General features: G+C 63.3%; 15 protein-coding genes. 10 read left to right on the top strand and 5 right to left on the bottom strand.

Annotated features, from left to right (window positions below; all coding sequences use genetic code 11):
- Positions 1-7: 7 nt before the first annotated feature.
- The 3 genes from P6U24_RS03070 to P6U24_RS03060 all read left to right on the top strand — a co-directional run bounded on the left by P6U24_RS03070 (position 8) and on the right by P6U24_RS03060 (position 3,502).
- A complete protein-coding gene (locus P6U24_RS03070) occupies positions 8-355 on the top strand; it encodes a RidA family protein (protein WP_407157731.1) in 348 nt (115 codons plus the stop codon).
- A 488-nt stretch (positions 356-843) separates the two neighbouring features.
- The gene (locus P6U24_RS03065; protein ID WP_407157030.1) at positions 844-1,944 is read left to right on the top strand and encodes an IS4 family transposase; all 1,101 of its coding nucleotides are present in this window, start codon (positions 844-846) and stop codon (positions 1,942-1,944) included.
- 922 nt (positions 1,945-2,866) lie between these two features.
- Complete coding sequence (locus P6U24_RS03060; protein WP_407157730.1) at positions 2,867-3,502, top strand: LysE family translocator; 636 nt, start codon at positions 2,867-2,869, stop codon at positions 3,500-3,502.
- Between the two features lie 136 nt (positions 3,503-3,638).
- Here P6U24_RS03060 and P6U24_RS03055 read toward each other — a convergent pair whose 3' ends face one another.
- Entirely contained in the window at positions 3,639-4,265 is a 627-nt protein-coding gene (locus P6U24_RS03055; RefSeq protein WP_407157729.1) for a glutathione S-transferase family protein, read from the bottom strand.
- A 224-nt stretch (positions 4,266-4,489) separates the two neighbouring features.
- Here P6U24_RS03055 and pyrE point away from each other — a divergent pair, with 224 nt between their 5' ends.
- Positions 4,490-5,047 carry an orotate phosphoribosyltransferase gene (gene pyrE / locus P6U24_RS03050; protein ID WP_407157728.1) on the top strand — a complete coding sequence of 186 codons (558 nt, stop codon included), beginning with the start codon at positions 4,490-4,492 and terminating at the stop codon, positions 5,045-5,047.
- Between the two features lie 102 nt (positions 5,048-5,149).
- Entirely contained in the window at positions 5,150-5,944 is a 795-nt protein-coding gene (locus P6U24_RS03045) for a DUF2865 domain-containing protein (protein WP_407157727.1), read from the top strand.
- A 135-nt stretch (positions 5,945-6,079) separates the two neighbouring features.
- Here the strand turns inward: P6U24_RS03045 and P6U24_RS03040 are convergent, their stop codons facing one another.
- The gene (locus P6U24_RS03040) at positions 6,080-6,511 is read right to left on the bottom strand and encodes a hypothetical protein (RefSeq protein ID WP_407157726.1); all 432 of its coding nucleotides are present in this window, start codon (positions 6,509-6,511) and stop codon (positions 6,080-6,082) included.
- A gap of 219 nt (positions 6,512-6,730) precedes the next feature.
- Between P6U24_RS03040 and P6U24_RS03035 the strand changes: the two genes are divergently transcribed.
- Complete coding sequence (locus tag P6U24_RS03035) at positions 6,731-7,015, top strand: GIY-YIG nuclease family protein (protein ID WP_407157725.1); 285 nt, start codon at positions 6,731-6,733, stop codon at positions 7,013-7,015.
- A 57-nt stretch (positions 7,016-7,072) separates the two neighbouring features.
- On the opposite strand, the gene P6U24_RS03030 is transcribed toward P6U24_RS03035, so the two are convergent.
- Entirely contained in the window at positions 7,073-7,297 is a 225-nt protein-coding gene (locus tag P6U24_RS03030) for a hypothetical protein (RefSeq protein WP_407157724.1), read from the bottom strand.
- A 207-nt stretch (positions 7,298-7,504) separates the two neighbouring features.
- Between P6U24_RS03030 and P6U24_RS03025 the strand changes: the two genes are divergently transcribed.
- Positions 7,505-10,024, top strand: a complete 2,520-nt coding sequence (locus tag P6U24_RS03025; RefSeq protein WP_407157723.1) for a glycogen/starch/alpha-glucan phosphorylase — start codon at positions 7,505-7,507, stop codon at positions 10,022-10,024.
- Positions 10,025-10,170: 146 nt separating this feature from the next.
- Positions 10,171-10,983, top strand: coding sequence for an acyl-CoA thioesterase (locus tag P6U24_RS03020; protein ID WP_407157722.1), 813 nt, complete (start codon positions 10,171-10,173; stop codon positions 10,981-10,983).
- Between the two features lie 235 nt (positions 10,984-11,218).
- Here the strand turns inward: P6U24_RS03020 and P6U24_RS03015 are convergent, their stop codons facing one another.
- Entirely contained in the window at positions 11,219-12,835 is a 1,617-nt protein-coding gene (locus P6U24_RS03015; RefSeq protein ID WP_407157721.1) for a phosphoenolpyruvate carboxykinase, read from the bottom strand.
- Positions 12,836-13,120: 285 nt separating this feature from the next.
- Complete coding sequence (locus tag P6U24_RS03010; protein WP_407157720.1) at positions 13,121-13,855, bottom strand: HugZ family protein; 735 nt, start codon at positions 13,853-13,855, stop codon at positions 13,121-13,123.
- A gap of 278 nt (positions 13,856-14,133) precedes the next feature.
- On the opposite strand from P6U24_RS03010, the gene P6U24_RS03005 reads away from it, so the two are divergent.
- Together P6U24_RS03005 and P6U24_RS03000 are read left to right on the top strand one after the other, a co-directional pair.
- Positions 14,134-14,835 (top strand): response regulator transcription factor, encoded by a 702-nt coding sequence (locus tag P6U24_RS03005; RefSeq protein WP_407157719.1) that lies wholly within the window; start codon positions 14,134-14,136, stop codon positions 14,833-14,835.
- A 140-nt stretch (positions 14,836-14,975) separates the two neighbouring features.
- A complete protein-coding gene (locus tag P6U24_RS03000; protein ID WP_407157718.1) occupies positions 14,976-16,784 on the top strand; it encodes a stimulus-sensing domain-containing protein in 1,809 nt (602 codons plus the stop codon).
- Positions 16,785-16,851: the final 67 nt, after the last annotated feature.

Genomic DNA, 16,851 nt, shown 5'->3' with positions numbered 1-16,851 from the left:
GGACATCATGACCATCACCAGAAAAATCCGCTCGGCGATCCATCACCGCATCGTCGAGGCAGGCGGCTTCGTCTTCATCGGCGGCACCGTCGCCGACGACACCTCTGTCTCGATGGGCGAGCAGACCCGCAACATTCTCGGCAAGATCGACGGATTTCTGAAGGAAGCAGGGACCGACAGATCGCGCGTGGTCAGCGGCCAGATCTTCGTCACGGATCTGGCGAAGAAGAAGGAGATGGATGCAGCCTGGACCGAGTTCTTTGGCGACGATCTGCCGGTCCGCGCCACCGTCGGTGTCGCCGATCTCGGCGGCGGCGCGCTGATCGAGATCGTCATCACCGCGGTCAAGGGCTGAGGCGCACTCGATCGCTGGCCGAGGAAGCTGTCACGCGCGATGCTTGTGTCAGCGAGCAGCGCGCATGAAGTGGGATGAGGCGCATGGATGTTCCGCTGGTCATCGCCCGGCTTAACCGGGCGATAGAGTGATCACCGGCCGACATTGTTGGAAGCATATTGCCGACCGCGCGCCTCACTTCGGTCTCTGGATACTGGATCGCCCGCCTTCGCGGGCGATGACACGGAGTGCATGATCGCTCACACGACCACCCAACGCACCGCCACGCTCATATGAGGGTGACAGCGATGCCAGAGGGCGCGTCATCAGTCACGACCATTACGCTTCACGTGTCAAACAGCTGAAGGCGTGCGCTCGCATTGTCGCGGCATGATCTGCCCGAGCTATGCAAGGCATCGCCCCCTGAAATTCGACGAGGGCGCAGGGAAGACCGCATAGGCGTTAAGTTTAGTCTTGCGTGTTGGAATCGTTCGTGATTCGAACATGGGATGACACGAGATTCGCTTTTGAACGAAGACTGGGCGAGCGTCGTTACGCAGCTAGGTGGGGCTGCGCAGCTCGAGAGCAGCGCGCGCCAGACGAAAGCTTTCGTGCGGCAACGGCGGATCCCTGATGCGGTGGCGTTGCTTCGGCTGATGCTGGCTTATTGTCTGGGTGAAAGAGGGTTAAGATCGACGGCCGCGTGGGCTGCTTCTGTTGGCCTTGCCAATCTGAGTAGCGTGGCGCTGTTCTACCGCCTGCGTCAATGTGGCGATTGGTTTACCGTGCTTGTGGAGCGCTTGCTCGCGGCGGCGGCGCCAAAGGCGAGCCGAGGCCGTCTGATCCGTATCATCGATGCCACGACAGTGCCTCAGGCAGGGCCGGCTGCGCGCAAGAACAGCGAGCTTTGGCGCATTCATAGTGCATTTGATCTGCCATATGAGCGGTTTGGCCATTTCGAACTGACAGATCAGCAAGAGGGCGAGACGTTTGACCGCATACCAGTGGTCAAGGGTGAGATCCGTATTGCTGACCGCGCCTATCTACAACCTGATCGCATCTCGGCAGTGCTCGAAGCTGGTGCAGATGTTTTGATCCGAGCGGGCTGGAAGAACGCACGTTGGCTTGATGCCAAAGGCTATCCGCTCGATCTGATAGCCGAATTACGGGCGGGGAACGCCCGCGGACTGATCGATCGGCCGATTTGGATCAAACGCAAGGCCGGCGCGCCTCTGGCTATGCGTCTGATCGCAGTCAAGAAGTCTGCCGATGCGGCTGCCGCGTCGCGTCGTAAAGCCCGGCGAGACGCCCAAGACGAAAACCGCACCATCTCTAAAGAAACTTTGGAAGCGGCGGATTGGGTCATCCTGGTCACCTCGCTAGCGCCGGACGAGTTCACCGTCGAAGATGTGCTTGCGCTTTACAGACTGCGATGGCGGATCGAACTCGGCTTCAAGCGATTGAAGAGTTTGATCGGCCTCAAGACACCGCCTGGAACCGATCCGCGCTCCGCCAAGCCCTACCTGCTGGCTCATCTCTTGATCATTTTGCTGCTCGAACCGCTTGTCCGCGAGTTCGAGGACTCTCCCCACTGGACGCAGGCCGCCTGACGACACCTGGCGCTTGGCGTGTCTTGCAGCAACTCATTGCGTCCTTGCTACAAGCAATCATTCCACAACCAACCATCCGCCGCCTCCATCACAGCAAACGGGTACTGGACCGGCACCTCTACGAGCCACCTCGAAAACGACGATATCAATCGATGCCCGCATTATCTTAACGCCTATGGGGAAGACCGGGCACCGGCCGGCGCCCATGGTCCGCGTGCAACAAGAAAGCACGCGGCAGAACCACAGGCTCAGCCAGGATACCCGGCCTTCCCTGCGCGATTGGTTTTAACGCTTATACGTGATCTCCCCGGGGGCCGGCTTGATTGTCCCCGTCGTCCGCAATGCTCGTCATGAACATCGCGGCCTTGACGCCAGCACCGGGGCGTCAGGACCACACGACTTCACGTGCGTGCCGTGCCCGTTCGTCCATGTGTGAAGCACACATTGCGACACGCCGCGCCCATCGCATCCCGCTTCCAACGTCCGTGACGATCGCGATACGCCCCTCATGTGGAAGCGGAACGTGCGGAAAGATCGTTCTGATTTGCCCGACAAAGCAAGCGAGGCAGCCTGCGACAAAGTAGCCCGACGGGCAATTCAAGCATGGCTTCCATTTGCAAATTGCCCGTCGGGTTAGGTGCCGCCCACTATACTGCCGTCGTCCCGGCGAACGCCGGGACCCATAACCACAAGCGGAGGTTTGTGCGCGAATTGGTCGTGACTGCGCTGAGCGCACCAAACGACCACCGTGGAGTATGGGTCCCGGCGTTCGCCGGGACGACGATCTTTATGACGGCCTCCTTACGGCTCATACGCAACGTACCACTGCGCAACTCAATTGCTCTCCGAACAATTTGCGCGATGACGCCGTGCAGCGATCTGCGGTAGGACAAAAGCATCCGTCATCACAGCTCGTCCGCCAATGCCCCACGCCTCATCCCTGCTCGCTTTTGCGCTCGTCTCCCTCGGCATGGTGCTGACGCCAGGGCCGAACATGATCTACCTGATCTCGCGCTCAATCACGCAGGGGCATGCCGCCGGAATCGTGTCGCTCAGCGGCGTGGCGCTCGGCTTCGTGGTCTACATGCTGGCAGCGGCCTTCGGCATCACCGCGCTGCTGCTCGCGGTGCCGTTTGCCTATGACGCGCTGCGTCTCGCCGGCGCCGCCTACCTGCTCTATCTCGCCTGGCAGGCGATGAAGCCCGGCGGCCGTCCGCCGTTCCAGGTGAAGAAGCTCGCGATCGACAGCCCGCGAAAGCTGCTCCTGATGGGCTTCGTCACCAATCTGCTCAACCCCAAGATCGCGATGCTGTATCTGGCGCTGCTGCCGCAGTTCATCGATCCCTCGGCGGGCAGCGTGCTGACGCAATCATTGGTGCTCGGCGCCATCCAGATCGCGATCAGCGTCAGCATCAACGCCGTGATCGCGAAGGCCGCCGGCACCATCGCGCTGTTCCTGGCGAGCCGGCCGAGCTGGGCGCTCGTGCAGCGCTATCTGATGGGCACGGTGCTGGCTGGGCTTGCGGTCAGGATGGCGGTCGAGGCGCGAAGGGGGTAGCTGCTCTTCGTCTCCCGCGCGTGAGTGACGCGCGCACATCTCGCAGCGTACTCGGTGCACCCTCGCCCCTTGTGGGAGAGGGTTTCAGCGTGCTTGCCGAGCAATCGGCGGCCTCACGAGCGTCGCAAATAACGGCTCAATCCAGCTTTGCCTCCATCCCCCGCGCCACGCCGGGGCGCGCCATCAGCGCCTCGTACCAGCGCTTGACATGCGGGAAGTCGGCAAGATCGACCTTGTGGCGCGGATGCCGCCAGGCCCAGCCGAGAATGGCGAAATCGGCCACCGACAGCGTGCCCGCGACGAACTCATGGTCCGCAAGCCGTCGGTCCAGCACGCCGTAGAGCCGGCGCGTCTCCGCCATGTAGCGCTGCAGCCCGTAGGCGCGATCCTGTTCGTTATCCAGAGCGATGAAATGATGCACCTGGCCTGGCATCGGGCCGAAGCCGCCCATCTGCCACATCAGCCATTCGTAGACCGGAATTCGCTCGGCCAGCGGCTTCGGCAGGAACTTGCCGGTCTTCTCGCCCAGATAGAGCAGGATCGCGCCGGATTCGAAGATCGAGACCGGTTTGCCCTCCGGTCCCCTGGGATCGACGATCGCCGGTATCTTGTTGTTGGGACTGATCTTGAGGAAGGCCGGCGCCATCTGCTCGCCTTTGGTGATGTTCACCGGGATCACCTTGTAGGGCAGGCCCATCTCCTCCAGTGCCACCGAGATCTTGCGGCCGTTCGGCGTGTTCCAGGTATGAAGCTCGATGGTCATCCGGTCCCTTTCAGCTGCCGTTCAGACAAGCGGGTTTACCATCCCGATGTTTGGGCGGCAAAACGGCCAAGAGGGCCAAGGGTAGCGGTCGTCCTATTAAGGAAGGCGTGCACAGGCCGCCTCGCCGCTGTTGACGAGCCAGGCCAAGCGCTGGCAAGAGCGTCGCGCCGCCGGTAAGATTACGAACAGTTGAACCGTTAAATTCGACGATCGGGATCAAAATCTTGTCCAAATCCGCCTCACGTGCCCGTCTCCACGAGATCATCCGCCGGCGCTCGTTCGGCCGCGGCGAGATCACGCTGGCCTCGGGCCGCAAGAGCGATTTCTATTTCAACCTGAAGCCGACCATGATGGACCCCGAGGGCGCGACGCTGCTCGCGGAGTTGACCTATGAGGCGCTGAAGGACGAGAGTTACGACTATATCGGCGGGCTCGAGATGGGCGCGGTGCCGCTGGCGGGCGCAATCGCGCAGATTTCGTGGATCAAGGGCCATCCGATCGCAGCCTTCTTCGTCCGCAAGAAGCCGAAGGAGCACGGGGCGCGGCTGGCGATCGAGGGGCTCGCCAAGGATGAGACTCTGGTCGGCAAACGCATCGTCGTGGTCGAGGATGTCACCACGACCGGCGGCTCGGCGATGAAGGCGGTGGAAGCCCTGCGCGAGGCCGGCGCCGATGTCGCGCTGGTCTTCACCATGGTCGACCGCCAGGAGGGCGCAGCGGAAACCTTCGCGGCGGCCAAGCTGCCGTTTCGCGCGCTCTACACGGCGGGCGAGTTTCTCTGAGATCGCGCTTGCGCGCTCACCGCTCATTTACCATCCCTCACTAAGGTTACCGCAATGCCAACGTGATCGCGCCAACGGCGCGGGACTGGAACGGAGCGGGCGTTGCGTAGCGGATTGTTCTTGCAGCATAAGCAGCGCGGCGTTCTGCTCGTCGGCGCAGTGATCCTGGCCAGCTCGGTCGCGTTGATGCCGCGCATGGCATTGGCCGAGGGCCTGTTCGATTTCCTGTTCGGCGGGCTCACCAGGCCGCAGCAACCGGCACAGGCCGATGTCGTCGATCCCGCAGCGGCTGGCCTGCAACCGGTGCCGCAGCCGCGCGCCGCCGCGGCCGGCTCCGGGCCAGCATTTTGCGTGCGCAGCTGCGATGGCCGCTATTTTCCGCTGATGCGCGGCGCGACCTCACCGGCGCAAATGTGCCAGGCGTTCTGCCCGGCGAGCGCGACCAAGGTCTATTTCGGCGCCTCGATCGATAGCGCCTATGCCGCCAATGGCGAGAGCTATGCGGACAGCGAGAACGCCTACGCTTATCGCAAGGCGCTGCGCGCGGACTGCACCTGCAACGGCCGAGATCCCGCAGGCCTCGCCCCGGTCGACCTCGCGCTCGACAATTCGCTGCGGGCAGGCGATGTGGTTGCAACGTCAGACGGGCTGGTCGCCTATTCCGGTCCGCGCGGCGGGCCCGCCCAGACCGGCGACTTCACACCGGTTGCCTCCTATCCCGGCCTGACCGCCGAGGTGCGCGCGCGCCTGACCGAGCTGAAGGTCGCGCCCGTGCGCGCCGAGACGGTCGCAACCGACATGACCCTGCCGACCGACGGGGGCATCAGCCTGGCACCGCCCCCAAGCAGCGCGCCGAAACCGGCCCAGGGCCGTGACAAGCGGGCGGCACTGTACTGACAGTAGTTGCATTCATTGCGAGAGCCGAAGGCGACGAAGCAATCCAGACTTCCTTCTTGGCTCTGGATTGCTTCCGCCGTCCCCCTTCGGGCTATGGCGGACAAGTCGCTTGCGCTTGCAATGACGAATATCTTTTCACCGCCCCACGATCACGCCGATGACATTCGGCACCGCCAGATATTTCTCCTCGATCGCCGTGCGTGCCGCGGTGCGATTTTCGTCGGTGAGCAGCCCGCGCTTCTCGGCCAGGATCATCCAGCAGAATCCCCACCAATCGGTCAGCATGCCCTCGTCGTCGGCGAGATCGTAGCCCGCCTCCGCCGCGAAGATGCGGGCCCGCGCCTCGTCCAATCCATCGAGGAAGGTGTGATCGGTCGCCGAGAACAGGTCGTCGGAGATGTCGTCGATGGTGTAACCCCAGATCGACATGCAGACCGCGTTGAATTCGCGATCGATCTGGTCGTCGTCCACGACGCGTCGGCGGGCGGCCTTATGCAGCCGCGACAGCGTGCGGGCGAAATCGGCGATTCGGGTAAGAGCCAGGGGGTCGAAGGCGATATTGGACATGATGTCCTCGCTTTTGAACGCTGATGCCATGGGGTGCGGAGCCAGAGGGTCTTCCGAATCACGAGGGTATAACGACAGCTTGCCAAATTGTTCTTAATTTGTTCTAACGAATTTGGGAAGAGAGAAGAGAGAAAAGATCGTCGTCCCGGCGAACGCCGGGACCCAGACTCCGCAGAGCCTCGATCTTGCACGATTGTCGGCCATGACCACCGGGGCTTTATGTTACGTGTACATTTGGCCAGCGGCCATCACGGCACGCTCTACATCGGCGTCACCAACGATCTGCGACGGCGTCTGGAGCAGCATCGAACTGGCCGGGGTTCGCGTTTCGTCAGCAAGTACAAGGTCAACCGGCTCGTTTACGTCGAAACCTATCCGACGGCGATGGAAGCCATCGCACGCGAAAAACAGTTGAAGAACTGGCACCGGGACTGGAAGATCGAGTTGATCGAGAGGGATAATCTGGATTGGAGCGATCTGTCGGGCCTGATCTGCGGCCTGTGAGTCTGGGTCCCGGCGTTCGCCGGGACGACGGAGAGGGTCTCGGCGAATACTCCGCCCCTACCCCGACGCCAACAGTCGGCCGCTGCAGGCACTGGCCCAGAATGTCGCGCCACACTGCCGCTTGATGGCGGCGCAGCGCTGCGCCGGCGAGGCATTGGCGGGAACGGTGAAGGCGCAGCTCAGCCCATCCGCGCTTCGGCCGGTGCTCCCGGCCGCCGCACTCGTGACCGAGATCAGGCAGACCAGCAGCAGTGCGGCGACGATCTCAATGATCAGCCTCATGACGCACCTCTCTCGCTGGAATCCTCGAGCCGACGCAGTCCGGCCTTCAAGTCTAGCATGGAACACCTCCCTGCGTTCGGAACTTGGCCCGATTCTTGCGGAAGATCTCATCTTTCGGGCGGACCCGAAACCCTCCCGGGTTTCGATTCCAACTCAACCGTCGTATGGTTTTAGATCGAACTGACATCAGCATCACAGGTTCCCCAGGTGGCAGATCACCCGTCCCAGCGCAGCTTTCCCGCTCCCGGCCAACCCGTCGACGAACTCGCGGTGGCCGAAATCAAGAGCGACATCCTAGCCAAGCTCCGCCTGGACATCGGCAAGGAAGCGAGCCAGGCGACGGCGCACGACTGGTACGCCGCTGCGGCCCTGACGCTGCGCGACCGCATCGTCCATCGCTGGCTGACCGCCGACAAGGAGAGCTACGATGCCGGCCGCAAGCGGGTCTATTATCTCAGCCTGGAATTCTTGATCGGCCGCCTGTTCACCGACGCGCTGACCAATATGGGGCTGATGAAGGTGTTCGAGACCGCGCTTGGCGATCTCGGCGTCGGTCTGTCTGACTTACGCAAAAGCGAACCGGATGCTGCGCTCGGCAATGGCGGACTGGGCCGGCTCGCCGCCTGCTTCATGGAGAGCATGGCGACGCTCGCGATCCCGGCGATCGGCTACGGCATCCGCTACGATTTCGGCCTGTTCCGGCAGGTGATCGTGGACGGCTGGCAGCAGGAATATCCGGACGTCTGGCTCTCCTTCGGCAATCCCTGGGAATTCCAGCGCCCCGACGTGGTCTATCACGTCCATTTCGGCGGTAGCGTCGCCCATGTCGACGACAAGGGCCGCGACCGCGCGGTCTGGACTCCCGGCGAGACGGTACAGGCGGTCGCCTATGACACGCCGATCGTCGGCTGGCGCGGCCAGCACGTCAACGCGCTCCGGCTGTGGTCGGCGCGCTCGCCCGACCCGTTGAAGCTCGACGTCTTCAACACCGGCGACTATCTCGGGGCCTCCGCCGAGGAGGCGCGGGCCGAGGCGATCTGCAAATTCCTTTATCCGAACGACGAAAGCCCTGCGGGGCGCGAGCTGCGGCTGCGGCAGGAATATTTCTTCGTCTCGGCCTCGCTGCAGGATCTCGTAAAGCGGCATCTCGGCTCGGACGGCCAGCTCCGCAGCCTGGCGCAAAAGGCCGCTGTGCAGCTTAACGACACCCATCCCTCGCTCGCCGTCGCCGAGCTGATGCGCATCCTGGTCGACCTGCACAATTTCCGCTGGGACGAGGCCTGGAAGATCACGGTCGCCACCCTCTCCTACACCAACCACACGCTGCTGCCGGAAGCGCTGGAGACCTGGCCGGTCGAGCTGTTCGAGCGGCTGCTGCCGCGGCACCTTGACATCATCTACCGCATCAACGCCCAGCATCTTGCGCTGGCGGAGGAGCGCGCACCGGGAGACATCGACTATCGCGCCTCGGTGTCGCTGATCGACGAGCGAAGCGGCCGCCGCGTGCGCATGGGGCAGCTCGCTTTTGTCGGCTCGCACCGCATCAACGGCGTCTCGGCGATGCATTCCGACCTGATGAAGGAGACGGTGTTTCACGATCTCAATCACCTCTATCCCGGCCGCATCACCAACAAGACCAACGGCATCACCTTCCGCCGCTGGCTGATGCTGGCCAACCCGAAGCTGACCGAGCTGTTGCGCGAGGCCTGCGGCGAGGCCGTGCTCGACGATCCGACCCAGCTCGCGGCGCTGGAAAGCTACGTCAGCGATGGCGCGTTTCAGCAGAAGTTCCGCACCGTCAAGCACCACAACAAGATCCAGCTCGCGCGCCTGGTCGGCGAGCGCATGGATATTCGGCTTGATCCGTCCGCACTGTTCGACGTGCAGATCAAGCGCATCCATGAATACAAGCGCCAGCTCCTCAACATCCTCGAAGCGATCGCGCTCTATCAGGCCATCAAGGACAATCCGCAGGCCGATTGGGTGCCGCGGGTCAAGATCTTCGCCGGCAAGGCGGCGGCGAGCTATCGCTACGCCAAGCTCATCATCAAGCTGATCAATGACGTCGCCGAGATCGTCAATAAAGATGCAGCAATCGGCGGCCGGCTCAAGATCGTGTTCCTGGCCGACTATAATGTGAGCCTCGCAGAGACGATCATTCCCGCAGCAGACCTCTCCGAGCAGATCTCGACCGCGGGCATGGAAGCCTCCGGTACCGGCAACATGAAGCTGGCGCTGAACGGTGCGCTGACCATCGGCACGCTCGACGGCGCCAATATCGAGATCCGCGACAATGTCGGGCCGGAGAACATCGCGATCTTCGGCATGGAGGCGATGGACGTCGTGGCGCGCCGCCAGCAGGGGCTCGACGCGAGCGACGTGATCAGCAAATCACCGGCGCTGGCGCGGGCCATCAATGCGATCGGCGCCGGCGATTTCTCGCCCGACGACAAGGGGCGCTTCGAGCCGATCGCGCATGCGCTGCGCTATCTCGACCACTACATGGTCAGCGCCGATTTCGATTCCTATTTCCAGGCGCAGCGCGGCATCGATGCACGCTGGCAGGTGATGCCGGCGTGGACACGGGCCTCGATCCTGAACGTCGCGCGCATGGCCTGGTTCTCCTCCGACCGCACCATCCGCGAATATGCCCAAGACATTTGGAACGTGCCGGTCGGGCCGAGCGCCGCGGCGGTCGGCCAGGCCCAGCGCGGCGTGAAGGGCTGAGCCAGATCCAACGTCATTGCGAGCGAAGCGACGTGTCCGCCGAAGCCCAGCGGGCGAAGGCGGAAGCAATCCAGCGCCTCAAGAAAGACTGGATTGCTTCGTCCGCTTCGCTCCTCGCAGTGACGGTCTCTCGCTATGAGTAGTTGATGCCAAGCGATCATCTGTTCGACCAAGCCACCCGCGTCACCGCTGGCGACAGCCGCTGGCAGGGCCGCACCAGCCCGGACTACTGGGCCTTTGTCGGCCCGTTCGGCGGTGTCACGGCGGCCACCGTACTGCGTGCGCTGATCGAGCATCCGCAAGCATCAGGCGATCCGCTGGCGGTGACCGTGAACTACTGCGCGCCGATCGCGGAAGGTGTGTTCGATCTCGACGTCCGGCTCGCAAAAGCCAACCGCTCCTCGCAGCATTGGCTCGTGGAGCTCACGCAAGACGGCGGCGATCCCGCAACGCTGGCCACGGCCGTCTTCGCCGAACGCAGGCCGTCGTGGTCGCATCAGCCGGCAAAGCCACCCGAGGCGCCGCCATTCGAGGAGGTCCGCCGTCATCCCGATTCCGGCATGTCATGGCCGCAGCAATATGATTTCCGCTTCATCGAAGGCCGGCCGCAACTCGGCGCGGGGCCTGCCGACGCGCCGCACAGCCCGTTCTCGAAGCTGTGGATCTCAGATCGCAAGCCGCGCACCATCGACATGCTGTCGCTGCTATCCATGTCCGATGCCTTCTTCGGACGCGTCTTTCACGCGCGCGGCGAGCTGGTGCCGTTCGGCACGGTGTCGCTGACGACATACTTCCATATCAGTCGCGCTGAGCTGGAAGCTGAGAACATCACCCGCGTGCTCGCGGTCGCCGACGCCAAGGTGTTCAACAGGAGCTATCAGGACCAGCACGGCGAACTCTGGTCGCCGTCGGGACGGCTACTCGCGACCACGACGCAGATTGCGTATTTCAAGGCGTAACGCCTCATTCAAGACGTGAGGCTGGAGCGCTTCAACGTATCAGGTGTCGTCCCGGCGCACGCCGGGACCCATACACCGCAGCAGTCGTTTGTGGCACGTCGTCAATTGTCAGCCGTCGCAACATAGCCGCCGATGGCTATGGCTCCCGGCTCAAGGCCGGGACGACACCGATGATGTGGCGGCAACGCATAACGCCGCCCGCCGCGTTCGAGCTGCCCGCGACGACGACCGATAACTACTCCGCCGCCAGCTTCAGATCCGGCGCCGCGGCGCGGACTTCGGCATCGACCTGGGCTTCGAACTTGGCAAAGTTCTTCTGGAACATGCCGACCAGCGCCCGCGCGGTCTTGTCGAACTCGGCCTTGTCTTTCCAGGTGTTGACCGGATCGAGGATCTCGCTCGGCACGCCCGGCAGCGCTGTCGGCACCGCAAACCCGAAATATTTGTCGGTACGGAATTGGGCGTTGCGCAGGCTTCCATCGAGCGCCGCGGTCAGCAGCGCGCGCGTCACCTTGATCGGCATGCGGCTGCCGACGCCGAACTTGCCCCCGGTCCAGCCGGTGTTGACCAGCCAGCAGTCGACACCGTGCTCGGCGATCAGTTCGCGCAGCATGTTGCCGTACACCGATGGGTCGAGCGGCAGGAATGGCGAGCCGAAGCAGGTGGAGAATTCCGGCTTCGGCTCGGAACCCAAGCCACGCTCGGTGCCGGCGACCTTGGCGGTGTAGCCGGACAGGAAGTGATACATCGCCTGCGCCGGCGACAGCTTGGCGATCGGCGGCAGCACGCCGAAGGCGTCGGCCGCCAGCATCACCACGTTCTTCGGATGCGGCGCACGGCCAGTGCGCGAGGCGTTCGGGATGAAGTCCAAGGGATAGGCAGAACGCGTGTTCTCGGTCTTGGAGCCATCGTTGAAATCAGGAACGCGGGTGTCCTCGTCGAGCACCACGTTCTCCAGCACCGTGCCGAAGCGCTTCGAAGCTGCGTAGATCTCAGGCTCGGCCTCCTGCGACAGCTTGATGCACTTGGCGTAGCAGCCGCCTTCGAAGTTGAACACGCCGTCACGGCCCCAGCCGTGCTCGTCGTCACCTATCAGCGTGCGCTTCGGATCGGCCGACAACGTCGTCTTGCCGGTGCCGGACAGGCCGAAGAAGATCGCGGTATCGCCGGCAGGTCCCACATTGGCGGAGCAATGCATCGGCATCACGCCCTTCTCCGGCAGATAATAGTTCAGCGTGGTGAACACGCTCTTCTTCATCTCGCCGGCATAATAAGACCCGCCGATCAGGACGATCTTGCGGGCGAAATCGATGGCCACCACGTTTTCCGAACGCACCCCGTGACGTTTGGGATCGGCGCGGAAGCTCGGCATGTCGATGATGGTGAGCTCCGGCACGAAGCTGTCGAGCTCGTTGCGATCGGGACGGATCAGGAGCGTGCGGATGAACAGGGAATGCCAAGCGAGCTCGGTGAAGACGCGGGTCTTGATGCGGAAGCTCGGATCGGCGCCCCCGTAGAGATCCTGCGCGAACAGCGTCTTGCCTTCGGCGTGCTTGATGAAATCCTGATACAGCGCCTCGAACTGCTCTGATGTGATCGACTGATTGCCGGCCCACCACATCTTCTTGTCCGTGGTGGCGTCACGCACCGTAAACTTGTCTTTGGGGCTGCGGCCGGTGAACTCTCCGGTATCCGCGCACAAGGCACCATCCGCCGACAGCACGGCCTCACCCGCGGCGAGCGAGTACTGATAGAGTTGCGGCGCGCCGAGATTCCAGTGCACCTGCTTCAGATTTTTTAAGCCGAATTTGTCGGCACCGAAGGCGCCGTTGCGCAGACCCGTCTCTTTCACGAAAAGCCCTCCTGAGAGACCGCGCGAGACGAGCGGAAGGAAGCCGCTTGGCGTCTGTTTCGCGGTGACCGTCACACCGAACACTGCTAGCCCGTAAAAAGCCCGGTCTTGGACCTAATACTGATCAACGTTCGTCTTGCCAAGACGATCCGCATGGATTGGTTGACTGGCAAATCGCTGCTTTGATTTAGCTCAATTCGTTACCGCGCTGCACGCAGCGGCGGCAAAGCGCCGCGATTCCGATCACCCGCCTTGCTGCGATGCAGCACGATGGCTCGCCCGCGATTAACCCTTCGCCCGCGCCTCCTCTGCGAGCCGCACCAGCATCTTACGCAGCGCCGCCGGCGAGGTGACCCGCTCGGGAAAATCGAGCCGCAAAGTCTTGCCGTCTGCCATCATGTCGAGCCCGTCGGGATCACAGCCGGTGCAGCGCCAGTCGGCCCGTCCGGCGCCGAGCAGCCTCGTCGCGTAGAGACCGAGCGCGTCGCGATGGTCCTCATTCATGTGGTCGAGAGCGCCCTGCTCACCTTCGAGCAGCGGCGTCGCATCGGAGATATCAGTCAGGATCTGTGCCGGCGTGAGATCGACGATGCGCCCGAATCCGGCCACCAAATGCGTGCCGGAGGGGCGGATCAGGAAAAACGAGAAATCCGCGAAATCGGCGTAGTCGGCGGCGGCGGGGTGCACCTTGAGGTAGCGCGACCTCAGGTTGCTTCTAATAGCTGCGCTCGCTTGCTCGGCGCGGCCCGACAGCATGATTCGCGCGCCCTCGAGCGGATCTCCCGGCGCGCGTTCGTCCAGCATCAGCGATACCCTGCTATCAGCAAGGATGTTCCTGGTGTGCACTGCGAGCCTGGAAATAAGCAGGATCGGCGAACCATCTGCATGATTCGCAACATTCACCAGCGAGCAATAAGGATCGCCCGAATTGGGCATCAACGTCGCCAGTGCGCCCTGGCGACTGCGCCGGAGCAATGAGCGCGCGAGTCGGGAAGGGTTGAAATCGGAGGTTGGCTGCATGTTAATACCTGACGGTTCGGCGCTGATATTCGTACTCGTTTTGCGCGACTTTATCGATTGTCGGCGGGCCCGTCCCATCCTGTTGCAATGAAGACCTTTTTTCGGCTAAACGGGCATCCTGATGGGACGCGGCGCACGACTTCGCCATGCGTTTTGCGGAACTCGGTCACACTTCAGCCCAGCTTGCATTGCTCCGTTGACCGCGTTCGAAGCCCATTTATGCGGCGTATAGCTGGATTGCTCGCCGTTTCAGCTAACCAGACTCTGAAAGCAGGCTCATGCCCACAATCGCCTTGGTCGACGACGACCGCAACATCCTCACCTCGGTCTCGATCGCACTCGAAGCCGAAGGCTACCGCATCATGACGTATACGGATGGAGCGTCAGCCCTGGACGGCTTCCGCACCAGCCAGCCCGACCTCGCCATCCTCGACATCAAGATGCCGCGCATGGACGGCATGGAGACGCTGCGCCGGCTGCGGCAGAAGTCCGATCTGCCGGTGATCTTCCTGACCTCCAAGGACGAGGAAATCGACGAGTTGTTCGGCCTCAAGATGGGCGCCGACGATTTCATCCGTAAACCGTTCTCGCAGCGGCTCCTGGTCGAGCGCGTCAAGGCCGTGTTGCGCCGCTCGCAGCCGAAAGATCCGACGGCGCTGCCGAAGGAGAATGATGCCAAGGCGCTCGATCGCGGCCTGCTGCGGATGGATCCCGAGCGCCACACCTGCACCTGGAAGAACGAGCCGGTGACGCTCACCGTCACCGAGTTCCTGATTCTGCAGGCGCTGGCGACGCGGCCGGGCGTGGTGAAGAGCCGCAATGCGCTGATGGATGCAGCCTATGACGATCAGGTCTATGTCGACGACCGCACCATCGACAGCCACATCAAGCGGCTGCGCAAGAAGTTCAAAATGGTCGACGAGGATTTCGAGATGATCGAAACCCTCTATGGGGTCGGTTATCGCTTCAAGGAAACTTGAGGCCGTAGGCGGCGTCGATCAACGCTGACGCCGTCGGCCTCGACTGCTGCAATGAAGTCGTGGCCCCATATGCGCCTTCGACATCGGAACAGCGGATTACGACTTGGGCGTGCCGGGACGCCCGAAATGGGGCACAGCCATTGCTCGATCGAACGCATCCTGATCAACGCGTGAATGCGCAGGATATGGCGCCGCCGGCAATGCTGGACGGCGCGACCGAGGACATGTCGCCGGTCCATGGGTGGCAGACGCCCCTTGGCTGGCTGCGGCGTGCCGGGCAGTTCCTGTTCGCGCTCTCCTTCTCCAGCCTCACCCGACGCATCGTCTCGCTGAACATAGCGGGACTCTTGGCGCTGGTCGCGAGCATCCTCTATCTGTCGCAGTTCCGCGCCGGCCTGATCGACGCGCGCGCGCAGAGCCTGCTGGTGCAGGCCGAGATCATCGCCGGTGCGATTGCGGCATCGGCGACGGTGCAGACCAATACCATCACCATCGATCCCGACCGCCTGCTCGATCTCAAGCCCGGCGAGAGCTACGGCGCGCCGGACGAATATTCGCCGCTCGACTTCCCGATCAATCCGGAGCGTGTCGCGCCGGTGCTGCGCACGCTGATCCAGCCGACCAAGACCCGCGCGCGAATCTACGATCCGAACGGCGGCATGCTGCTCGACAGCCGCAGCCTGGAGAATGTGGTGCGCTTCGAGCTGCCGCCGCCCTCTTCGGAGCGGCCCGGGATCGTCGAGCGCGCGCTGATCGCGGTGCGCACCTGGCTCAATCGCGGCGACCTGCCGCTCTATCGTGAGCAGGGGCCGGAGAACGGCAATGCTTATGAGGAGGTCGCCGGCGCGCTCAAGGGCCAGAAGCGCAGCATGGTGCGGGTCAATTCGCGCGGCGAGGTGATCGTCTCGGTCGCCGTGCCGGTGCAACGCTCGCTCGCCATTCACGGCGCACTGATGCTTTCGACCCAGGGCGACGACATCGACCAGATGGTGACGGCCGAGCGCCTCGCGATCCTCAAGGTCGGCGGCGTCGCCTCCGCCGTCATGATCGTGCTATCGCTGCTGCTCGCCAGCACGATCGCAGGTCCGGTGCGCCGGCTTGCCGACAGCGCCGAGCGGGTCCGCCGCCGCATCAAGACCCGGGTCGAAATTCCCGACTTTACCCGGCGCCGCGACGAGATCGGGCATCTCTCCGGCGCGCTGCGCGACATGACCGACGCGCTTTACAACCGAATCGAGGCGATCGAGATGTTCGCCGCCGACGTGTCGCATGAGCTAAAGAACCCGCTGACCTCGCTGCGTTCGGCGGTGGAGACGCTGCCGCTGGCCCGCACCGATTCGAGCCGTGGCCGCCTGCTCGCGGTGATCGAGCACGACGTGAAGCGCCTGGACCGGCTGATCTCCGACATTTCCGATGCCAGCCGGCTCGACGCCGAGCTGCAGCGCCAGGACATGACCCTGGTCGACCTGCGACGGCTGCTGACCACCCTGACCTCGGTCGCCAACGAAACCAAGCTCGGGCACGACGTCGCGGTCGAAGCGCGGTTCGAGGGGCGCGGCCCAGGCGACACCTTCTCGGTGCCGGGCCATGATTCGCGACTCGGACAAGTGGTCTCCAACCTGCTGTCCAATGCGCAGTCGTTCTCTGCGGCGGGCGGCAAGGTCCGCATCGTCTGCCGCCGGATCCGCTCCGAGATCGAGATCACGGTGGACGACGACGGCCCGGGCATCCGCGAGGATGCCTTGCAGCGGATCTTCGAGCGCTTTTACACTGATCGTCCGCATCAGGGCTTCGGGCAGAATTCGGGACTCGGCTTATCGATTTCCAAGCAGATCATCGAGGCCCATGGCGGGCGTATCTGGGCCGAGAACCGGCCAGGACCTGCCGATGCCGATGGCGCGCCGACGGTCGCCGGCGCCCGCTTCATCGTGCGCCTGCCAGCGTCGTGACCGCGCCGAGAGGCACGGCACGGCGCTTGGAACGGATTGACGTTCGCCCCTGAGGCGTCGCCGGCCA

This window comes from Bradyrhizobium sp. STM 3557 (genome assembly GCF_045571465.1).
In the GTDB taxonomy this organism is placed as follows: domain Bacteria; phylum Pseudomonadota; class Alphaproteobacteria; order Rhizobiales; family Xanthobacteraceae; genus Bradyrhizobium.
Note: the sequence above shows the minus strand (reverse complement) of the source record. Positions and strands in the feature narration are given on the sequence as shown.